The organism is Algoriphagus ornithinivorans, assembly GCF_900115305.1.
Taxonomy (GTDB): Bacteria; Bacteroidota; Bacteroidia; order Cytophagales; family Cyclobacteriaceae; genus Algoriphagus; species Algoriphagus ornithinivorans.
In genome coordinates this window covers 104,540-123,271 of record NZ_FOVW01000005.1, presented here as the reverse complement: position 1 = coordinate 123,271, position 18,732 = coordinate 104,540, and the positions used below count along the sequence as shown (strand labels likewise).

The following is an 18,732-nucleotide window of genomic DNA, read 5'->3' as shown; positions in this document are numbered from 1 at the left end:
CTATCTTAAGCCCTCCATACAAGTTTAGATTTCCATGCTAAAAAAAGAGCGATACGAAGCCTTTATCAATTACTTTTCGGAAAACATGCCCGTAGCAGAAACGGAGCTTCAATACGAGGATCCATTTCAGCTTTTGGTGGCAGTAGTACTATCCGCTCAATGTACTGACAAGCGTATCAATATGGTCACTCCGGCCTTATTTCGGGATTTTCCTACTCCCGCTCATTTGGCTGCATCCCATTTTGATGAGCTTTTCCCTTATATCAAAACCGTTTCTTATCCCAATAATAAAACCAAGCACCTGTTGGGTTTGGGTAAAATGCTAATGGAAGAATTTGGCGGAAAAGTGCCTGAAACTGTAGCAGAACTCACCAAGCTTCCAGGAGTGGGAAGGAAAACCGCAAATGTGATTACCTCTGTAGTTTGGAATCAACCCAACATGGCCGTAGATACGCACGTTTTTCGCGTATCCAGAAGACTCGGCCTGGTTCCTCAAACTGCAAAAACACCTCTAGAGGTAGAAAAACATTTGATCCGCCATATTCCGAAAGAACATGTTCACAAGGCTCATCATTGGTTGATTCTACATGGCAGATATACCTGTTTGGCCAGAAGACCCAAATGCGAAGAGTGTAGCATCACTCATTTTTGTAGGTATTTTGAAAAAAACCAAGAAAAATTAACCGCCGAACCAAAGAAAAAATAAATGTGTGGCATTCATCTGATTTGGGGTAAAGGAGCCAAAGAAGAATCGATTCAGGGACTTCTAAACGAAAGTAGGCACAGAGGTCCCGATCAGGAAGCCTCTTTTAGCCCTTGGCCGGGGCTTTGGCTTGGTGTTAACCGACTCAAAATTTTACATCCCGGACCTGATGCTGATCAACCTTTTTGGGCACCAGATGGCAGGTCGATCCTTATCTGGAATGGAGAAATCTACAACTATCAGGATCTGAGAAATTTACTTCAAAAAATGGGAGTAGAGTTTGTTACCCATTCAGACACTGAAGTTTTGACACATTGGCTGAGAATTTTTGGTGCAAAAGGTCTTGAAAAATTACAGGGCATGTTTGCCTTGATTTATGTGGATTTGAGCAACCAAACAGTCTTGGTGGCAAGAGATAAAAATGGTGAAAAACCGCTCTACTATCATCAAAATCAAGATCGCTTAATCATTTCCTCAGAAAGCAGAGGAATTGGCAAACTATCGAAGAGCAAGCTGGATAAAAATCAGTTGGAGTATTATTATTACATGAGAACTCCCCTTCAGGGAAAGACATTTTTCAAGGGTGTCAAAGAATGGAAACCCTCCAGATTCAGTTTAATTCGACAGCATTCAGCTTTTCGCTGGGATAATATTCCCTCTCTTCCATCAGCACAACAAGAAGTCTCGAAAAATCGTCTTCAAGAACTGATATTAGACGCTGTCTTAAAGCAATTTCATGCTGATGTGCCTGTGGGGATGCTACTCAGTGGAGGAATAGATAGCACCTTGCTGTATTCGCTTTGGTATCAAGAAACAGGAGTTCCTTTGCATACTTTCACTATCGCCCATGAAGCTGCGTATTCTAACAAATATGGAGATGCTGAGGCGGTCAAAAAACTAGGAAAAGTTCTTCCTTCGGAAAATCATTTGATCCAGGTAGACCAAACCATATTTTGGGAAAACTGGGAGGAATATCTCAGGACTTTGGATTTACCTATTGGGGATTCGGCCAGCTTTTTAACTTGGCTAATTGGTAAGGAGGCTAAAAAACACGTCAAAGTACTGGCGTCCGGAGCAGGTGCGGACGAACTCTGGGGAGGATATCAGCGGCATCAGGCTTTTGATTTCTATTGGAGAAGAAAGGATTGGCTCCTGCGTCTAAAGCCACTTCTTCTCAAACTACCTTTGAACCGAAATTGGCAAAAGTTTCTGACAGGTATAGAGGAAAACCCTAAGAGGACCTTCATGAATTTTTCAGCTCTGGAAAGTCTTCAAGAAGACCTCTTTTCAGATCATGAAAGAATTTTTGATGAGCGATTATCATCTTACAAGCAAATGTTGGATTTCGATCGAAGAGTTTATCTGGTTCAGGATGTCTTAAAAATTCAGGATAATGCCTTAATGGCGCATGGAATCGAGGGAAGGTCGCCTTACTTGGATGAAGGGGTTATTCAATTTTGGAAAGAAATTAAATCCGATGAGCTTTTATTGGGGAAAAAATGGTTGAGGCAAATTCTCAAGGATCGAGGATTAAGTTGGGTGGGCAATCGTAAAAAAACCGGATTTGGATTACCTTTATTGGAATGGTTTTCAGAGAAAGGAGAATTCCGCGAAAGGGTCTTTCAGGAACTAGCGACTTTTAAAAAAGATTATCAGGATATACTTCCAAAGGTTACCAATGAACTTTTGGAAAAGCCAGAGAACCATGTCAAAAGTCATTTTTTGACATTGTACAACTTATTTTTACTAGCTGAATGGCTGAAAATTCAAAAGCTATGAAAATCCTTTACATCCACCAGTATTTCAGAACGCCCGAAGAAGGTGGTGCAGTTAGGTCATTTCATTTGGCAAAGGGCTTGGTAGAAAAAGGCTTTGAAGTTGAACTTATTACTGGTGGAAATCAGCAGCACTATGATCAAAAATGGATAGAAGGAATCAAGGTCCATTATTTACCGGTTTCCTATGATCAAAAGTTTGGCTTTTTTCAGAGGATCAAGGCATTCTGGATTTTTGTAAAGCAATGTAAAAAGCTAATTCCAAAGCTAAATCGTCCAGACTTACTTTATATTACTTCCACTCCTTTGACCACGGGTTGGATTGGGCTTTGGGCAAAGAAGAAATTAGCAATCCCCTATATTTTTGAAGTTCGTGATCTCTGGCCGGAAGCACCTGTTCAAGTAGGGGCTATTCAAAACCGACTGCTGAAAAATTACCTTTTTGGGCTTGAAGCCAAAATTTATCGAAATGCATTAAAAATAGTAGCCCTTTCACCTGGAATCGCTGCCTACATCAGACAAATCAATCCACAGTTTCACGTTCAGATCATTCCAAATTTCGCAGACTTAAAGCAATTTTTTCCTCAGGAGAAAAACCAAGACCTACTTCAGAAGCATGGATTAAATTCATCTTTGACTATAGCCTATGCGGGAGCCTTGGGAAAAGTTAATGCGGTTGACGAATTGGTGGACTTGGCTAAAATCGCTCAGCAACAGGGTAAAAATTGGCAATTTTTAATCATGGGAGATGGTAGCGAAAAGAAAACGTTGGAAAAGAGCGTTGAAAAATTGGGTTTAATACAAGTCCATTTCTTTCCCTTTGGTTCCAAAGAACAAGTCAACGAATTATTGGGAATGGCCGACTTGGCCTGGATTTCATTTGCTCACTTACCTGTCTTAAAGACAAATAGTCCCAATAAGTTCTTTGATGCCTTAGGGGCTGGCAAGGGTATAATTGTCAATCACAAAGGCTGGGTATATCAATTAGTCAAAAAGCATCAGCTAGGGATTTCTTGCTTGCCAGGGAAAATGGCTAGATGTTTTGAGCAACTGGAAATACTGGAACAACACCCCCAAACCCTGAAAAGTTACCAGGAAAATAGCCGTCTTCTGGCAGAAAACTATTTCACCAAAGAGCATGCGGTAGAGAGGCTTGCCTATTTATTAGATCCAGGAAAAAACCCTCCTAAGCAGGGGGACGAGGTCTATATCCTGACTGCCTGAAAATTTGCTCCGCATCAGGATTACCCATCAATTGGTATAGGCTCATATCCTGGTTGAATACATAATCGTCCACAATATTCCATCCCAACCACCTTCCTAATCTTCCCGGAGCTTTGGTGCTGATTGCATCTGTGAATGGAGCCTCCCCCATATATTTTCTGATTTCAAATGGGTTGGTCTCATAAAGCAGTTCATTTTCCACAAAGTGGGCCCAGATAAATTCCTCATTGGCAAAGGACTCAGAAATCTGATCAGGAGTATACCCAATGATAAATTGGTCAGAGGTGCATGGCAAAATTGCTTTTGTAAAATGGTAAGCTTTTCCATAGTAAATCATCTCTGCCAAAAGCGTCTTATCCTGAGGGTTTGTTTGATTAAATCTGGAAGAAATAGCAGTGACAATCATCGGTACGATATAAGGCCTATCATATCGTTCTGCCATATAGCGTGCAAGTTCTGGCTGAAATGTATGGCTGGGAGGAAGGTAATAATCCAAACCAATGACAATGATGTCCTCAGTCACCACCAAGTCTGAGTTAAAGCCCGAAACAAAGGTGTAAATCTTGGGTATTTTAAATTCCGGGAAGTAGTGTTTGATGTATTTAAATGCATTTTCCAGCTCCTTTTCCACATCAGAAAAATCTGTGAAAACCTGTTGCACGGAGTCATTCAGCACCTGCATGGCTGAGTCCTGATGTATAGTTAAAAGTTCGGAAGCCAGCGTATCCAAAGAGGGATACAAGTCCGCCTGTAAATAAATTTGTGTAAACTCTGGATGTTTTTCCAACAAGAAGGAGAAATCCTCTTGGGTTTTTGCTGAAAAAAATTCCTGCTCCAGCCGGGTAATAGTAAGCTCCAACTCCTGATCTAGAATATCTTCATCAAGCTGACATGTTTCTTCTTTTTTGCCGCAGGAAAATATCAAAAGAATTAAACTGCTAATTAGAATTAATCTTGAAGCCTTCATGTGATTCACTTTTGATTCGAAAATATCCTTGCAATGATAATGAATGGAAACGAATTCCTTCCCTTTTGAGTATGCATACTTGGCCTTTCCTTAAGGATTGCTTTTCTTTCTGAAGTGAAAAATCAGCTCCTAACCGCTTTTGCATTTTCCAAGCAGCTTTCCTTCAGAAAGGTGAGCAATATTGCTATGTTGGGCCTTTCTTTTCAACTGAGCCGAATCCTGAAAAAACCCATTATCTGGGGTCAGCCGACTACATTAAGTATTGAACCTACCACCAGCTGTAACTTACGCTGCCCGGAATGTCCCTCGGGCTTAAGGTCTTTTAGCCGACCTACAGGAATGCTAGAAAATGGGCTTTTTGAAAAAGTAATTCTTCAATCCAAAAAACATTTGACCTGGCTACATCTCTACTTTCAGGGAGAGCCATTTCTAAATCCACGCTTTTTGGAAATGGTTAGTTTTGCAAATAAAGAGGGAGTTTTCACCTCCACTTCCACTAATGCGCATTATCTCGATAAGGAAAGAGTAAATCAGATTTTAGCCAGTGGCCTGAAGCAACTGATAGTCTCCATGGATGGAATCACTCAGGAAGTCTATCAACAATACAGAATTGGAGGAAACTTAGAAAAAGTACAGGAAGGATTAGGCAATTTAATCTCTGAGAGGAAAAGGCAAGGGAAGCTTTTTCCACGAATTGTACTTCAGTTTTTAGTGACCGGACAAAATGAGCATCAGATACCCGAATTAAAAAAGTGGGTGAAAGCTCTGGAAGTCGATGAGCTCCAGCTAAAAAGCACACAAATCTATGATTTTGAAAATGGCTCCGAATTGATTCCATCTGATTTGGGCTACTCCAGGTATATCCCTGCAGGGAACGGTCGCTGGAAATTGAAAAAGAAAGTGGAAAACAAATGTTGGAGAATGTGGCTGGGTGCGGTAGTAACTTGGGATGGAAAGGTAGTTCCTTGTTGCTTTGACAAAGACGCGACCCATGTGATGGGCGATTTTCAATCTCAGGCGATCAAGCAAATCTGGAAATCAGCTAACTACCAATCTTTTAGAAAACAGTTGCTAAATGACCGAACTCAAATTGAGATTTGTAAAAACTGCACCGAATAAGACTTCTTATCTCTTTGTTTTTGGCAGCTTTTTGGAACTATTTTTGGTTAAAAACAGAAATTCACGGATTTTTAAATTGCATATTTGTTTGAAATTCACCCGGGACAGCATTTTCGCATGATTCAATTAAAAAGATTCTGGTACTTTTTCTGCCTTTTGGCAGGCATTCTTCTCAGTAACCCTGAGCCGCTTATTGCTCAGCAAAACACGGATATTTCAAGTATCAAGGTTGATGAACTGAGTGATGAACAATTACAGGAGCTTGTCAAAAGAGCTAATGAGGCAGGACTCAGTACGACTCAATTTCTTCAAATGGCTCAAATGCAGGGAATGTCTGGAGCCGAAATCGAAAAACTACGAAAAAGACTTGAGGACTTAGATCTGAGCGCAACAGCCAGTCGGAGTACAAATGCCAGCAAAAGGGAGCCTAGAAGACAAATTGATCTGAATGAAATTACTCAAGGCATCTATGAAGTACAGCCTGAAGTAGAATCAGGAAATAGTCAGTTGTTCGGCAGCAATCTTTTTTATCAGAAAAACAGGAGGCTAAGCTTTGAGCCAAGCCTGAACCAAGCCACTCCTCAGAATTATGTGCTCGGTCCCGGAGATGTCATTTTTGTAGATATATATGGACAGTCAGAGCAATATTATGAAGCCACAGTCAATCCTGATGGATTTGTAATTCTGGATAATATTGGCCCAATTTCAGTATCAGGAAAATCCATTGAAGAAGCCACTGGAATTATTAGAAACAGAGTGGGTAGATTTTACCCCAGCTTGATTGGTCCTAATCCAAAAACCTTTTTACAAGTGACCTTGGGAAATGTAAAGACCATCAAAGTTCACATTTTAGGAGAAGTTAGGTTGCCGGGAACTTTCACGCTCAGTGCTTTTTCAACGGTATTCAATGCGCTTTATGCAGCTGGAGGTCCCAATGATAATGGCACCATGCGCCAAATCAAAGTGGTCAGAAACAATAAGCAGATCGCGATGGTCGATGTTTATGACTTATTGATTAATGGTACCGCCAATTTAGACTTGCAGCTACGCGATCAGGATGTGATTTTGGTCACTCCCTTTATTTCCAGAGTAAGCATCAAAGGAGAAGTAAAAAGACCATTGACTTTTGAAATAAAGGAAGGAGACACATTCCAAGACCTTTTAAACTATGCAGGGGGATTCACTGATTTGGCATTTGAAGATAGAGTAGCTATATCTAGAATTACGGAAAATCAGCGCTCCGTGTCTGATGTTTACAAGAACCAATTTGGGATGTTTATTCTCAAAGGGGGAGATGAGATTACTGTAGGAAAAATCCTGGACAGGTATTCTAATCGCGTGCAAATCAAAGGTGCGGTGTTTAGGGAAGGAACTTTTGCCCTGTCTGATGGGCTGACCTTAACCCAACTGATCAAAAATGCTGAGGGACTGAGAGGCGATGCCTACACCGAGCAAGCTAGCATTTTAAGAACCAAGCCTGATCTCAGTACTGAAATGATTCAGGTGAATCTAAAAGCTGTTTTGGCTGGCTCTATTGCTGATATTCCTTTAAAAAGGGAGGATGTAGTCCGTATATCCAGTATTTACGATATTAGAAATGAGCAGTACGTTCAAGTTTTGGGTGAGGTAAAAAGACCTGGAGTTTATCCTTTCTCTTCTGACATGACCGTGGAGGAATTATTGATTTTGGCAGGAGGATTTCAGGAGTCCGCCAATCCTAATGATATCGAAATAGCAAGGAGATTAGAGGATACTGATTTAGGAACTTTATCAGATATCATACCTGTTCAGGTCAATCCAGATTTATCCTATAGAGCTGATTCCCAAACGCTGAGCCCCTATGACCAAGTCATTGTTCGTAAGAAGGCTAGTTTTACCATGCAAAGGTTAGTGGCTGTAGAGGGGCAAGTAAACTCTCCCGGTATTTTCGCGATTCAGAGTTCCGGAGAGCGGATTTCTGACTTAGTTCGAAGAGCAGGTGGACTCAATCAATTTGCCTATTCAAAGGGAGCAACACTGATCAGAAGAACAGAGTTTTTCAATACTGAGTCGGAGCAAATTCGGAGACAAAGAAATTTGGAAGAACTTCGCATGCAACTCATGCGCGACCCTAACAATTCAGAAGCACAGGAAGAGTTGGTTCAAAGGCTTTTTTCCAATCTTCCAAAAGGGGACAGTGCTGCCCAATCAACTGTTGCCAATACGAAGCGAGAGTCCTTAGATCAAATTGCAGCTGAAACTCCCGGTTTTAATGTGAAAATAAGAGAAACAGAAGCTGTAGCGATAGACTTGGAAACCATCTTAAAAAATCCGGGATCCGAAGATGATTTGATTTTGGAGGAAGGCGATGTACTATCTGTACCAAAACTTCTCCAAACAGTGAGAATGCGTGGAGATGTAGTTTACCCAACTACCCTGCGACATGAAAACGGAAGGAGCTTGAAGCATTATATCAACGGAGCTGGGGGATTTGAAAGGAGAGCCAATAGAAAACAAACCTATGTGGTTTATGCGAATGGTGCCGTGAAAAGAACCAAAGGATTTTTGGGAATAAGGAGTTATCCACCTGTGGAGCCGGGGGCAGAAGTGATTGTTCCAACCAAGGGACCGAAGATACCTTTACGATTGGGTGATGTAGTTGGAGTCACTACCGGTTTGGCTACTTTGGCTCTGGTACTTTCCCAAATCAACTGGAATTAATTATGGCTGAAAACAAGCATTTTTCTGATAACCAGTTCACTTTGAAAGAAGTCATTCAGAACCTGAGAGATTGGTTTCGATATTTTTTATCCCAATGGAAGACATTATTGCTTGCCGGACTAATAGGTATGGTCTTAGGTGCTTTGGTTTCAATTTTTAAGAAACCCGTATTTCATGCTGAAACCTCCTTTGTATTGGAAGAAGGAGATACAGGCAGCCTGAGTCAAATGTCCGGACTCGCTTCTCTCGTAGGTGTTAATTTAGGTTCTTTGGGAAGTACTAGCGGTCTATTCCAAGGGGACAATATCATGGAGTTGTACAAGTCCGATAGGATGCTGGGAGAAACCTTGCTAAGCCCATTTTCTGAGGAAGAGCTATTGATCGATCGCTTTGTTACTTTTGAAGAGCTAGATGAAAAATGGTCTTCAAAAGTAGATATTCCGTCTATGGACTTTTCTATCCCAAGAGAGGAGTTTAGCGTGGCCCAGGACTCCGTGGTAAAAGAAGTTGCCAAATTGATCAGAGAAAAGCAGCTGGCTGTTTCCAAGCCTGATCGAAAGCTGAGCATCATACAGGTTAGTATTTCTTCCAAGGATGAGGCTTTTGCTAAGGTTTTCAATGAGACCTTGGTCAATAAAGTCAACACTTTCTATTACGAAACCAAGACAAAAAAGACAGGGGAGAATTTGGCTATTCTCCAATCTCAGGCTGACTCTGTTCGGGCAATTTTGGATGAGAGCATAGGAGCATATGCCAGTGCGCAGGATAGAGTTCCCAATGCCAACCCTTTACTTTCCACAGCTACCATTGAAAGCCGCAAAAGACAAATTGATGTACAGGCCTCGGGGGCTGTTTATCAAGAGATAGTGAAAAATCTGGAAATAGCCCGGGTTAATCACAGAAACAATTCCCCGCTGATACAGATTATCGACTCCCCAAGGTATCCTTTAAAAAGAACTGAAATCCGCTTGGTTAAAGGGATTGTTTTGGGCGCAGTTATTATAGGTTTGCTGGTGCTTTTTGGCTTGTATTTCAACAGACTGTACCAAAAACATGTGCAGGAAAGCTAAAATAAAGCTGCCATGTTTGAAAAACTCACATTACTTCCGCTCAGCAATTTCATTCGCAATAAGTCCATTCAGAACTTTCTCTTCTTGGGCATTATTCAGTCTTCCAATGTGCTGATTTCCATTATTTCCATGCCCTTGCTGATTCAAAGCATAGGGGTAGACCAATTTGGACTGGTCAATTTGGCGCTTTCAGTAATCATCTTGCTCAATATTCTAGTCGGTTTTGGTTACAACCTAAGCGCACCTAGAGAAGTGGCAGTCAGTCAACAGGATAAGGAATCTTTATCGCATCTGGTTTCCAACGTTTTTTCAGGCAAAATCATTTTGGCAGCCATAGCTACAATTCTGATACTTGTAGGTGCATTTGGATTCAACCTTTTTCAGGAATATCAACTCATTCTGGTTTTCTCCTCCTTGCTTTTATTTTCCGAAGCCACCCTGCCCCTTTGGTTTTTTCAGGGAATGGAAAAGATGAAGTTGGTCTCTATCGCCAACATATTTTCAAAGCTCCTATTTTTAATGGGGATAGTCTTGTTTATCCACAGTCCAGAGCAAAGCCAATGGGTCAATTTTATGTTAGGCTTTTTTGGGCTTTGTATCAATTTGATGCTCTTGTTTTATATCCATGCTTTTATGGGCATCAAATTTTACCAACCCGAATTATCTGCAATAGTCAGAAGCTTGAAGGATAATTTATTATTGTTTTTTTCCAACCTAGCCAGTCATATTTCAATCAACGGAGGGCTAATCATTTTGAGCTTTTTCTCTGTGGCAGAAACATTGGGGATGTATAGTTTGGCCGAGCGTGTTGTAATGGTCCTACGATTATTCCCTGCCTTGATTATTCAGGCTATTTTTCCCAATGCCTCCAAACTATATCAAGCCGACCCTGTTCGATTTTACAAGTTCCTCAAAAATGTATATCTCCGAGTTTTACTGGCTGGAATATTTATATCCGCAGGAACCCATTTTGCTGCGCCTTGGATCATTCAGGTTCTTTCACGAAGTGATTTGCAAGAGTCAGTAATGTATCTGAAAATATTAGCGGTGGTTCCATTTTTAGCCTGCTTAAATGTGGGAAATGTAACGCTTCTGTTGGTTGCAGACTTGAAAGAATTACTCTTCAAGGCTAGCTGGATGATGTGCGTGTATATGATTATTGTATCCGCTATTTTAACCTATTATTTTGGAGGAATAGGTTTATGTTTCGGGATTATTTCCACCGAAATCATCGTGTTTTTGATTTGTCTGGTTTTGCTATACCGCCACGAAAAAAATCTCGTTCATGGTTTTTACTCCTGATCCATCTGTTGCTATTATCCTAGTCAATTGGAATGGGTTAGATTTTACCCGGAATTGTCTGGATTCATTACTGAAATTAGACTTCCCGGATTTTAAAATTATTCTGGTAGACAATGATTCCCAAAAGCCTGAAGGACTAGTCCTGAAAAATGAATTTCCAGATATTTTATTAATTGAAAATGAGGAAAACCTAGGCTTTTCAGGAGGTAACAATGTTGGAATCAGAAAGGCATTGGAAATGGGTTTTTCCCATTTATTATTACTCAATAATGACACGCTGGTAGAGCCTGATTTTTTGGGAAAAATGGTGCTTGAAATCCAGCAAAAAGCTTCATTGGGAGTCGTGCAACCCATGATCTGTTTTTTGGATGATAGAGAAAAAATATGGTCTGCAGGCGGAAAATGGATTGAAGGACTGGGTCGGGCAAAAACGCTAGGAGACAGAAAAAATTTAAAAAAATATAGAGTTACCAGTTCTAATTTAGATTGGGCAACTGGATGTTGCATGCTGATTTCTAGAGAGGCTGTTTTAGCAGCAGGCTTATTGAACGAGCAATATTTCGCCTATTTTGAGGATGTAGAATGGTCTTTGAGAATCAGAAAGGAAGGTTTTGAAATCGGTCTCGTTCCAGATGCAAAAATTTACCACGAAGCTGGGGCTTCTTCTAAAAAGAAACACTCAGAAGGAACCCTCAATGCGCGGGTATTCTATTTCCACGTGCGTAATCAATTTTTCCTGTTGAGAGGATTAGCTCAAGATGAACACTCCAAGGGTTTCAAACCTTTAGAGGCTTATATGAGAAACCTTGGAGGGTTCGCCTATCATATATGTAGGTTTACTTTATGGATGGTCTATTTTCTGCTTAGGGGACGTTTTCGAAAGCTCAGAGCAGTGGCCAAAGGCATTAGAGATGGGTTTTCAACACCACTTAGTCCAGCACCCCAATGGCCTTAATCGTATTTCTACTCATCGCTTTGGCTGTCAGCGCAGGCTTTCTTTGGACTTTGGAAAAAATGATTTTTCAAGGTAAGTGGAGCTATTTTATTTATTTCTTAGCCGCTTTTCTTCCTATTTATATCACTAGTCTTAGCGTAGTTTATTTAGCTACAGAATCTTCGGCTGTTGTGGGATTTTTTCAAATCTTGAAGGAGCTCATTATTCTTATAGCCTTAGCAGTATTTCTTCTGTATAATAAGAAAATTGGCTCATATCCCTTTCGATTGGTTGCCACAGATTGGTTTTTTCTGGCCTTTTTGGCTTTGGCTTTTATCTACCTTTTGTTACCCATAGGAGAAGCTTCCTTTTTAAACAAGGCTTTGTATTTTAAAAGTATGTTGATTCCTGGATTGATTTATTTTCTGGGAAGAAACAGCTCTTTACAGGATTGGGAAATAGGGCGCATTTTCAAAATTATCTTTTTCGTGGCTATTGGGGCCTTCTTGGTCAATTTAGTAGAGTATTTTTTATTGAATGCCCATCTACAGCAGTTCACCGGTTATGCCCTTTTTAATTTATACATCAACGACATTGAGCCAACAGGGAATTACGGGTTGACTTGGACTTTTGAAACCACCAATGCCATGAAGCGCCTGGCGAGCTTTTTCTCTGATCCTTTGGAAATGGCGAGCTCTGTTTTGATGGGGTTTGCTGCAGGACTGATTTGGTTTCTGACCAGCAGAAGAGAATACAACTGGCTTTACTTATTGGTCATGGCCTGTTCTCTGGGAAGCTTGGTGTTCTCTGCCTCCAGAGCTGCATTTGCCGCCTTTTTTGTAATGATTTTTTTCATTGCCTTGGTATTTAAGCTTTACAAATTAATTGGAGCTGGATTTTTGGCTCTAGTTGCATTTGCAATTTACGTGGTCTTTTTCGCCTCAGAAGACTTTTACTTCTTTGTACTGGACACTCTGACTTTTGAAAATACATCCAGCATAGGACACGTGGTTGAATGGCTTCTGGCCTTGGATTCGATGATAGCCAACCCATTGGGAATAGGTTTAGCGATGAGTGGGAATGCGGGAAGCGTCAGTGAAGATTTGAGGGTTGGCGGAGAAAATCAATTTCTGATATATGGAGTTCAGTTCGGCTGGCTGGGAATGTTACTTTATATTTTAATTCTTGCGAGCGGAATTGTGATTAGCCTGAGAGTTTTTTACCAAACAGAGCAAACCTCGACAGCAAGAATCGCATTTGTTGGGGCTGCAACCAAAGTTGGATTGTTATTACCTCTTTTCACAGCAAATGCAGAAATGTATACCTATGTCGCTTGGCTCAGCTGGTGGATGATTGGATATTCCGTGAGGGAGTATGGAAGAATCCATTAACTTTGAGAAAAACGCATTAGTTTGAAAGTTTTACTTGACCTTCAATATCTCAACGTAGCCACCACAGGTATTAAAACATACATGATGGAATTGGCAAAAGCGGCCCGAAAATATCCCCATAAGGAGATAGAATGGATCTTTACCCATGAGCCGGATGAACAGGTGAAGGATCAAAGTTTCAAGGGTCCGCAAACCAAAATTCAAAGACTCAACTATCACCTGGATTACCTGAGATGGAAGGAGTTTCAGCTCCCTGATTTGGTCAAAAAGCACCAGCCGGATGTTCTGATTTGCGCGGATTTTGTCTCGCCGGCAGCATCTCTTCCCTGTAGAAGGCTAACAGTCATCCATGATGCGTTTTTTTGGCAAATGCCACAGAATTACCCGAGATGGTGGAGAAAGTACTTTTTGAGCTTGATAAAAAAAGGACTGAGAGAAAAAACCGAAATCATCACAACTACTGAATATTCCAGAACCTCTATTGAAAAGCATTTAGGTAAAAACTGGCCGATATCAGTGATCTATCAAAGCCCCAAGAGTCTGAAGGCGGCTAGTGACCAATCAATTATTAAAAAATTACTGCTGACGAAAAGCTCCTATTTTTTACATATTGGCACTTTTGATAAACGAAAGCAACTGCCTCTGTTAGTGAAAGCTTTTGCGGATTTTGTACGAATTACCGGTTCGGACAAAAAGATGGTTTTGGTTGGAGGCCCGGGACAGAGTGCCCAAATGAATGATTTACCATTAGTGGAGCGCTTGATTGAAGAATTGGGAATGAAGGAAAAAATTCTTCTTCCGGGATACCTGACAGATGGGGAAATTAAGGCATTGTATGAAAATGCCTTTGCTTATGTTTTTCCATCAGAAAATGAAGGTTTTGGTATTCCAATCCCTGAAGCCATGGGCTTTGGCCTACCGGTGATTCACTCGGATCAGGAAGCCTTATTGGAAGTGGCAGGAGGGGCGGGCCTTTCTTTTCAAACCGGAAATCAGGAGGACTTGCTGGAAAAAATGATTCATCTGGATCAGGAAAAGGAGCTTTGTGAAAATATGAAGGCTAAAGGGAAAATCAGATCTCAGGAATTCTCTGCTCAAAAATTCATAGAGGCCTTCCAAAAGAAAATTCTAGAAAGGAGTTTGGTTGAGTAGAAAGACTCCTTTTCTACTTAATCATCCAAATTGTTTGCACAGGTTCAAAATAAATCAGTTTTATCGTACTTTTAGACCCAATTCTTCTTTGGTTTAATCGTCACACCATTGTTTTGAAGAATTATTTTCTCCTCAAAGTTCAGGAATCAGCAAGGTTTTGAATATCCTTTTTCTAACAAGTTCAGCGGATTTATACGGTTCTTCCAGAATTTTTCTAGAGGCCATCAAGGCACTTCAAAAAACCAGTATTAACCCTGTTGTCGTTCTACCTCATAAAGGACCACTTGAAAGCTATTTGAGCGAATTGGGGATTCCTGTTTATATTTTCAATCTCGGAATTCTGAGAAGAAAATATGTCAGCCCATTAGGCTTAATTAATAGAGCCAATAAAAATCTTAAGGCTTATCGCTTCCTTTCAAGTCTCCATGAGAAATTTCAATTTGAATTGGTTTATTCCAATACCTTGGCGGTAATTATAGGCTCAATTTTTTCCCGAAGGAAAAACATTCCACACACCTGGCACATCCACGAGATTATACCAGGCCCCAAGCCATTGGTCAAATTGCTGAGCAGCCTTCTGGACAAAGGCACTCCTCGGCCAATAGCTGTTTCAGAAGCAGTTGCCGCCCATTGGCAAAAATTACTTCGAATATCAAAAGTGCAGGTAATTCATAACGGCATTCCTTATCAGGCATTTTTGGAAAAAGTGGATCAGGCTAAAAAGAGAATAGGGGTATCAGAAAAGAAAATCTGCATAGGAATGGTGGGTCGCATTAATCCTGGCAAAGGGCAATTGTTTTTTCTAGAAATGGCGAAGCAGCTTTCTCAGCAATATCCAGAAACCCATTTTTTGTTAGTTGGAGATCCTTATCCCGGTTATGAACCAATATTGGAAGAAATTCACGAAGAGATAAGAAGTAATCATTTGGAGTCTAAAGTGAGCTATCTGGGCTTTCGGAAGGATATTCCGGAGCTAATGGCAGCTATGGATATTTTTGTTTTACCTTCCATTTTACCAGATTCTTTTCCTACGGTGATTTTAGAAGCGATGGCAGCAGGAAAGCCTGTTGTAGCAACTCTGTCAGGTGGAGCCTCAGAGATGTTAGAAGATGGGAAGAGTGGATATTTGATCCCTGTAGGAAATGTAAAAAAAGGAGTTGAAGCTATCAGTCAGTTGATAGAAAGTGAGGATTTAAGGCTTGAAATGGGCAAAGCAGGCCGAGTTCGGGTTTTAGAAGAGTTCAGCTTGGAATCATTCGAAGAGAAAATTAAAAAGCACATATGGCAGCATCTGAACTGAAATTGAAAGTTGCCATTATGGGTGCCAAAGGATATCCCTACGTCTACGGGGGCTATGATACTATGATCAAGGAACTTGGGGAGCGCTTGGTAAAAAAAGGAGTACATGTGCGGGTATATAATCACCGTGCACTATTTTCAAAAAGGCCCCGATTTGTGAATGGTATAGAATGTATTTACACTCCTGCCATTGAGTCCAAAAGTCTTACTCAGTTGACTCATACTTTTTTTTCCATGCTCCATGCCTGTTTTTCGGATGTGGATGTGATCTTGGTAGTAAACTCAGGGAACGGTCCTTTTGGAATAATTTCCAAGGTATTCAGAAAACCCACTGCTATTAATGTGGATGGATTGGAATGGTTAAGACCCAAATGGAAAGGCTTTGGCTCCAAGTATTTTTATTGGGCTTCAAAAATGGCTACCCGATTTTATGATCAAATCATTAATGACTCAGATGAAATGAGAAGGGTGTACCTGGAGCTTTTTAATAAAGACTCCAAAGTCATTGCTTATGGAGCCAATCCAAAAGAAAGTGTTTCTGAAAGCTATTTGGAAAAATGGAAACTGGTATCAAGGACTTATTTCTTGATTGTAGGGAGGTTGGTTCCTGACAATAACGCTGATTTGATTATCGAAGGTTTTTTGAAATCCGATTCCTCCAAAAAATTGGTGATTGTAGGGGATGTGCCCTTTTCTGATGCATGGGCCTCTCAACTGAAAAACATTCAGGATCCTCGCTTGCTGTTTACAGGCTATGTCACCGACCCCAATGAATTAGCGGCTTTGTACTCTCATTGCTTTGGATACTTTCATGGGCATGAGTTTGGAGGCACTAATCCGGCCATGCTAAAAGCTTTGGGATATGGTTGTGCAATTTTGGCTCTCAATACTCCTTTCAATCAGGAAATGCTTCAGAATGGCAAGCATGGATGGTATTTTGAAAAGGATGCTGAATCGGTTAAACAAATAGTAGCCAAGGCAGAGTCAGAACCAGAAAAAATGGAATCCCTTCGAAAAACAGCAAAAGATGGCCTTATTCAAAAATATAATTGGGATTATGTGACGGAGCAGTACTTGGAGGTTTTTCGGGAGTTGGCGCGGAAGTAATTATAAGATCTGAGATTTTTCAATTTTGATTTTCGAGGGATGTAGAGGCTTTTTAGGCGATTTGATCGTTTTTCATTTAAAATGCAAAGAAGACCGCTAAATTATTTGAGTTTAGTTGACTTTATAATTTAATTATAGTTTATTGATTAAAATTTTTTAGAATATGACTGAGAATGAAATTTCCTCCAAAATAATTGGCGCTGCAATCAATGTCCACAAACAACTGGGACCTGGACTTTTAGAAAGCAGTTATGAAGCTTGCCTGGCATACGAATTGGAATTTCAGGGCTTATATTTTAGACAGCAGGTGTTATTGCCTGTTGTATACAAGGAGAAAAAACTTGATGCAGGATATAGAATCGATCTTCTCGTTGAAGAAAGGGTGGTAGTTGAAATAAAATCTATTGAAGATTTCAATCCTATCCACCTTGCCCAAATATTGACTTATCTAAGGCTTTCAAATTTAAAATTAGGTTTACTTTTAAATTTTAATGTTTCTAGATTAACTGATGGAATTAAGCGGGTTGTCAATCAATTATAATTTTTCTCTGCGTCTTTTGCGCCTCTGCGGTGAAAATTTTAAAAAATACCACTTAGGAGAAACAAATTGAGACTTTTAACTTATTTGTTACGTGGGATATATGGGCTTTTTTTGCTAAGTAATTCTTTTTACCGCAAAGACACAGAGAGCGCAGAAAAAATCGCAGAGACAAGTCAGGTTTAATTCTTAATTAATTTCTACCTGCGATTAGCCTTTCTAAAATTATAAGGACCATCATATTTTATTTTGAGAGGTATGAATTTTGCATCGCCGCGCCTCAGCGAGCTATTTTTTTAACCACATAGGGTTCACAATAGCACAGATAGTTTTGGGAGAAAGCTTGGTTGGAAAATAACTCAATAACCAATAACTCTTAACTACTCTGGTTCTAGAAAATTTTCACACCAAAGAGGAAACATAGTTTTTAAAAACACTTTTCCACTTCTCTTCTTTGCGGGAGATCAGATCGCCGCGCCGCTGCGTCTTGGCGAGAGATTATAAGACTGCTGCGCTCGCAGTGACGACCAAACTTTTTATTTTTCTTTTACGAGAGATCAAACCTTGCCCTTTTCAGCTTTCTGATTTTAGCTTTCTAACTTACCCTTTCCCCTTAGCTTCATTCCAATACACATCCATTTCTGCCAAGGTCATTTCAGAAAGGTTTTTACCAGATTCTTTAGCCGCATTTTCCAAATACTGAAAGCGCTTGATAAATTTCAGATTGGTGCGTTCCAAGGCCTCTTCAGGATTGATGTCAATGAAGCGTGCATAATTGATTAATGAAAACAGCAGATCTCCAAACTCTCCTGTCGCTTTTTCCTTGTCTATTTCTTCTTCAGCCGCTGCATTGAATTCTTCCTTAAATTCCTGCATTTCCTCTTCTACCTTTTCCCAAACCTGATGTTTTTCCTCCCAGTCAAATCCAACGCCTCTTGCTTTTTCCTGGATCCTCATAGCTTTGATCAGTGCAGGTAATGATTTGGGAACTCCCCCTAGGACAGATTTATTTCCTTTTTCCTGAAGCTTGATTTTTTCCCAGTTTTGACTGACTGTATCTGCATCATTTGCTTGGGTATCCCCATAGATGTGAGGGTGTCTCCTAATCAATTTTTCGCAAAGAGAATGAGTCAAAGAAGAGATATCGAAGTTCCCTTCCTCAGAGCCGATCTTGGCATAAAAAACAATATGTAACAGTAAGTCACCTAATTCTTTTTTGATTTCTTCAGAATTACCTTCTAATATCGCATCAGAAAGCTCGAAAGTCTCCTCAATAGTCAAATGCCTCAGGCTTTCTGTAGTCTGTTTTTTATCCCATGGACACTGAGCTCTAAGCTCATCCATGATGGTTAATAGTCGGTCGAAGGCTGCAAGTTGCTCAGCCCGAGTACTCAAATTCGACATGATTTGGGAAACTAAGTTTGATTTGTGGTCGTTTTCGAAGTAAAGCT

At 40.4% G+C, this 18,732-nt stretch carries 15 protein-coding genes; 13 read left to right on the top strand and 2 right to left on the bottom strand.

Annotation, left to right across the window (positions count from 1 at the left end; all coding sequences use genetic code 11):
• Positions 1 to 34 precede the first annotated feature (34 nt).
• From nth to BM073_RS08750, 3 genes are read left to right on the top strand one after another with little or no spacing between them, the layout of a single operon-like run.
• Positions 35 to 706, top strand: coding sequence for an endonuclease III (gene nth / locus BM073_RS08760; protein WP_091653329.1), 672 nt, complete (start codon positions 35 to 37; stop codon positions 704 to 706).
• A complete protein-coding gene (asnB, locus tag BM073_RS08755; protein WP_091653327.1) occupies positions 707 to 2,482 on the top strand; it encodes an asparagine synthase (glutamine-hydrolyzing) in 1,776 nt (591 codons plus the stop codon). It begins immediately after the preceding gene.
• Positions 2,479 to 3,702: a glycosyltransferase family 4 protein gene (locus tag BM073_RS08750; RefSeq protein WP_091653742.1), complete on the top strand. Its 1,224-nt coding sequence runs from the start codon at positions 2,479 to 2,481 to the stop codon at positions 3,700 to 3,702. The genes asnB and BM073_RS08750 overlap by 4 nt, the downstream gene beginning before the upstream one ends.
• Here the strand turns inward: BM073_RS08750 and gldB are convergent.
• Positions 3,665 to 4,669, bottom strand: a complete 1,005-nt coding sequence (gene gldB, locus BM073_RS08745) for a gliding motility lipoprotein GldB (protein ID WP_091653326.1) — start codon at positions 4,667 to 4,669, stop codon at positions 3,665 to 3,667. The genes BM073_RS08750 and gldB overlap by 38 nt on opposite strands.
• 114 nt (positions 4,670 to 4,783) lie before the next feature.
• On the opposite strand from gldB, the gene BM073_RS08740 reads away from it, so the two are divergent.
• The 10 genes from BM073_RS08740 (at position 4,784) to BM073_RS08695 (ending at position 17,284) form a co-directional block, all read left to right on the top strand.
• The gene (locus tag BM073_RS08740; RefSeq protein ID WP_091653324.1) at positions 4,784 to 5,788 is read left to right on the top strand and encodes an SPASM domain-containing protein; all 1,005 of its coding nucleotides are present in this window, start codon (positions 4,784 to 4,786) and stop codon (positions 5,786 to 5,788) included.
• 117 nt (positions 5,789 to 5,905) lie between these two features.
• The gene (locus BM073_RS08735) at positions 5,906 to 8,488 is read left to right on the top strand and encodes an SLBB domain-containing protein (protein ID WP_091653323.1); all 2,583 of its coding nucleotides are present in this window, start codon (positions 5,906 to 5,908) and stop codon (positions 8,486 to 8,488) included.
• Positions 8,489 to 8,490: 2 nt separating this feature from the next.
• Complete coding sequence (locus BM073_RS08730) at positions 8,491 to 9,558, top strand: GumC domain-containing protein (protein ID WP_091653321.1); 1,068 nt, start codon at positions 8,491 to 8,493, stop codon at positions 9,556 to 9,558.
• Between the two features lie 12 nt (positions 9,559 to 9,570).
• Complete coding sequence (locus tag BM073_RS08725; RefSeq protein ID WP_091653320.1) at positions 9,571 to 10,860, top strand: oligosaccharide flippase family protein; 1,290 nt, start codon at positions 9,571 to 9,573, stop codon at positions 10,858 to 10,860.
• Positions 10,844 to 11,815, top strand: coding sequence for a glycosyltransferase family 2 protein (locus BM073_RS08720; RefSeq protein ID WP_091653318.1), 972 nt, complete (start codon positions 10,844 to 10,846; stop codon positions 11,813 to 11,815). Before BM073_RS08725 ends, BM073_RS08720 begins: the two co-directional genes overlap by 17 nt.
• Positions 11,806 to 13,185 (top strand): O-antigen ligase family protein, encoded by a 1,380-nt coding sequence (locus tag BM073_RS08715; protein ID WP_091653316.1) that lies wholly within the window; start codon positions 11,806 to 11,808, stop codon positions 13,183 to 13,185. Before BM073_RS08720 ends, BM073_RS08715 begins: the two co-directional genes overlap by 10 nt.
• Positions 13,186 to 13,206: 21 nt before the next feature.
• Positions 13,207 to 14,337 (top strand): glycosyltransferase family 4 protein, encoded by a 1,131-nt coding sequence (locus BM073_RS08710; protein ID WP_091653314.1) that lies wholly within the window; start codon positions 13,207 to 13,209, stop codon positions 14,335 to 14,337.
• Between the two features lie 157 nt (positions 14,338 to 14,494).
• The gene (locus BM073_RS08705; protein WP_245756392.1) at positions 14,495 to 15,637 is read left to right on the top strand and encodes a glycosyltransferase; all 1,143 of its coding nucleotides are present in this window, start codon (positions 14,495 to 14,497) and stop codon (positions 15,635 to 15,637) included.
• Entirely contained in the window at positions 15,619 to 16,743 is a 1,125-nt protein-coding gene (locus BM073_RS08700; protein WP_175557879.1) for a DUF1972 domain-containing protein, read from the top strand. The genes BM073_RS08705 and BM073_RS08700 overlap by 19 nt, the downstream gene beginning before the upstream one ends.
• A 163-nt stretch (positions 16,744 to 16,906) precedes the next feature.
• Positions 16,907 to 17,284: a GxxExxY protein gene (locus tag BM073_RS08695; RefSeq protein ID WP_091653311.1), complete on the top strand. Its 378-nt coding sequence runs from the start codon at positions 16,907 to 16,909 to the stop codon at positions 17,282 to 17,284.
• A 597-nt stretch (positions 17,285 to 17,881) separates the two neighbouring features.
• On the opposite strand, the gene mazG is transcribed toward BM073_RS08695, so the two are convergent.
• Complete coding sequence (mazG, locus tag BM073_RS08690; protein WP_091653310.1) at positions 17,882 to 18,685, bottom strand: nucleoside triphosphate pyrophosphohydrolase; 804 nt, start codon at positions 18,683 to 18,685, stop codon at positions 17,882 to 17,884.
• Between the last annotated feature and the right edge of the window lie 47 nt (positions 18,686 to 18,732).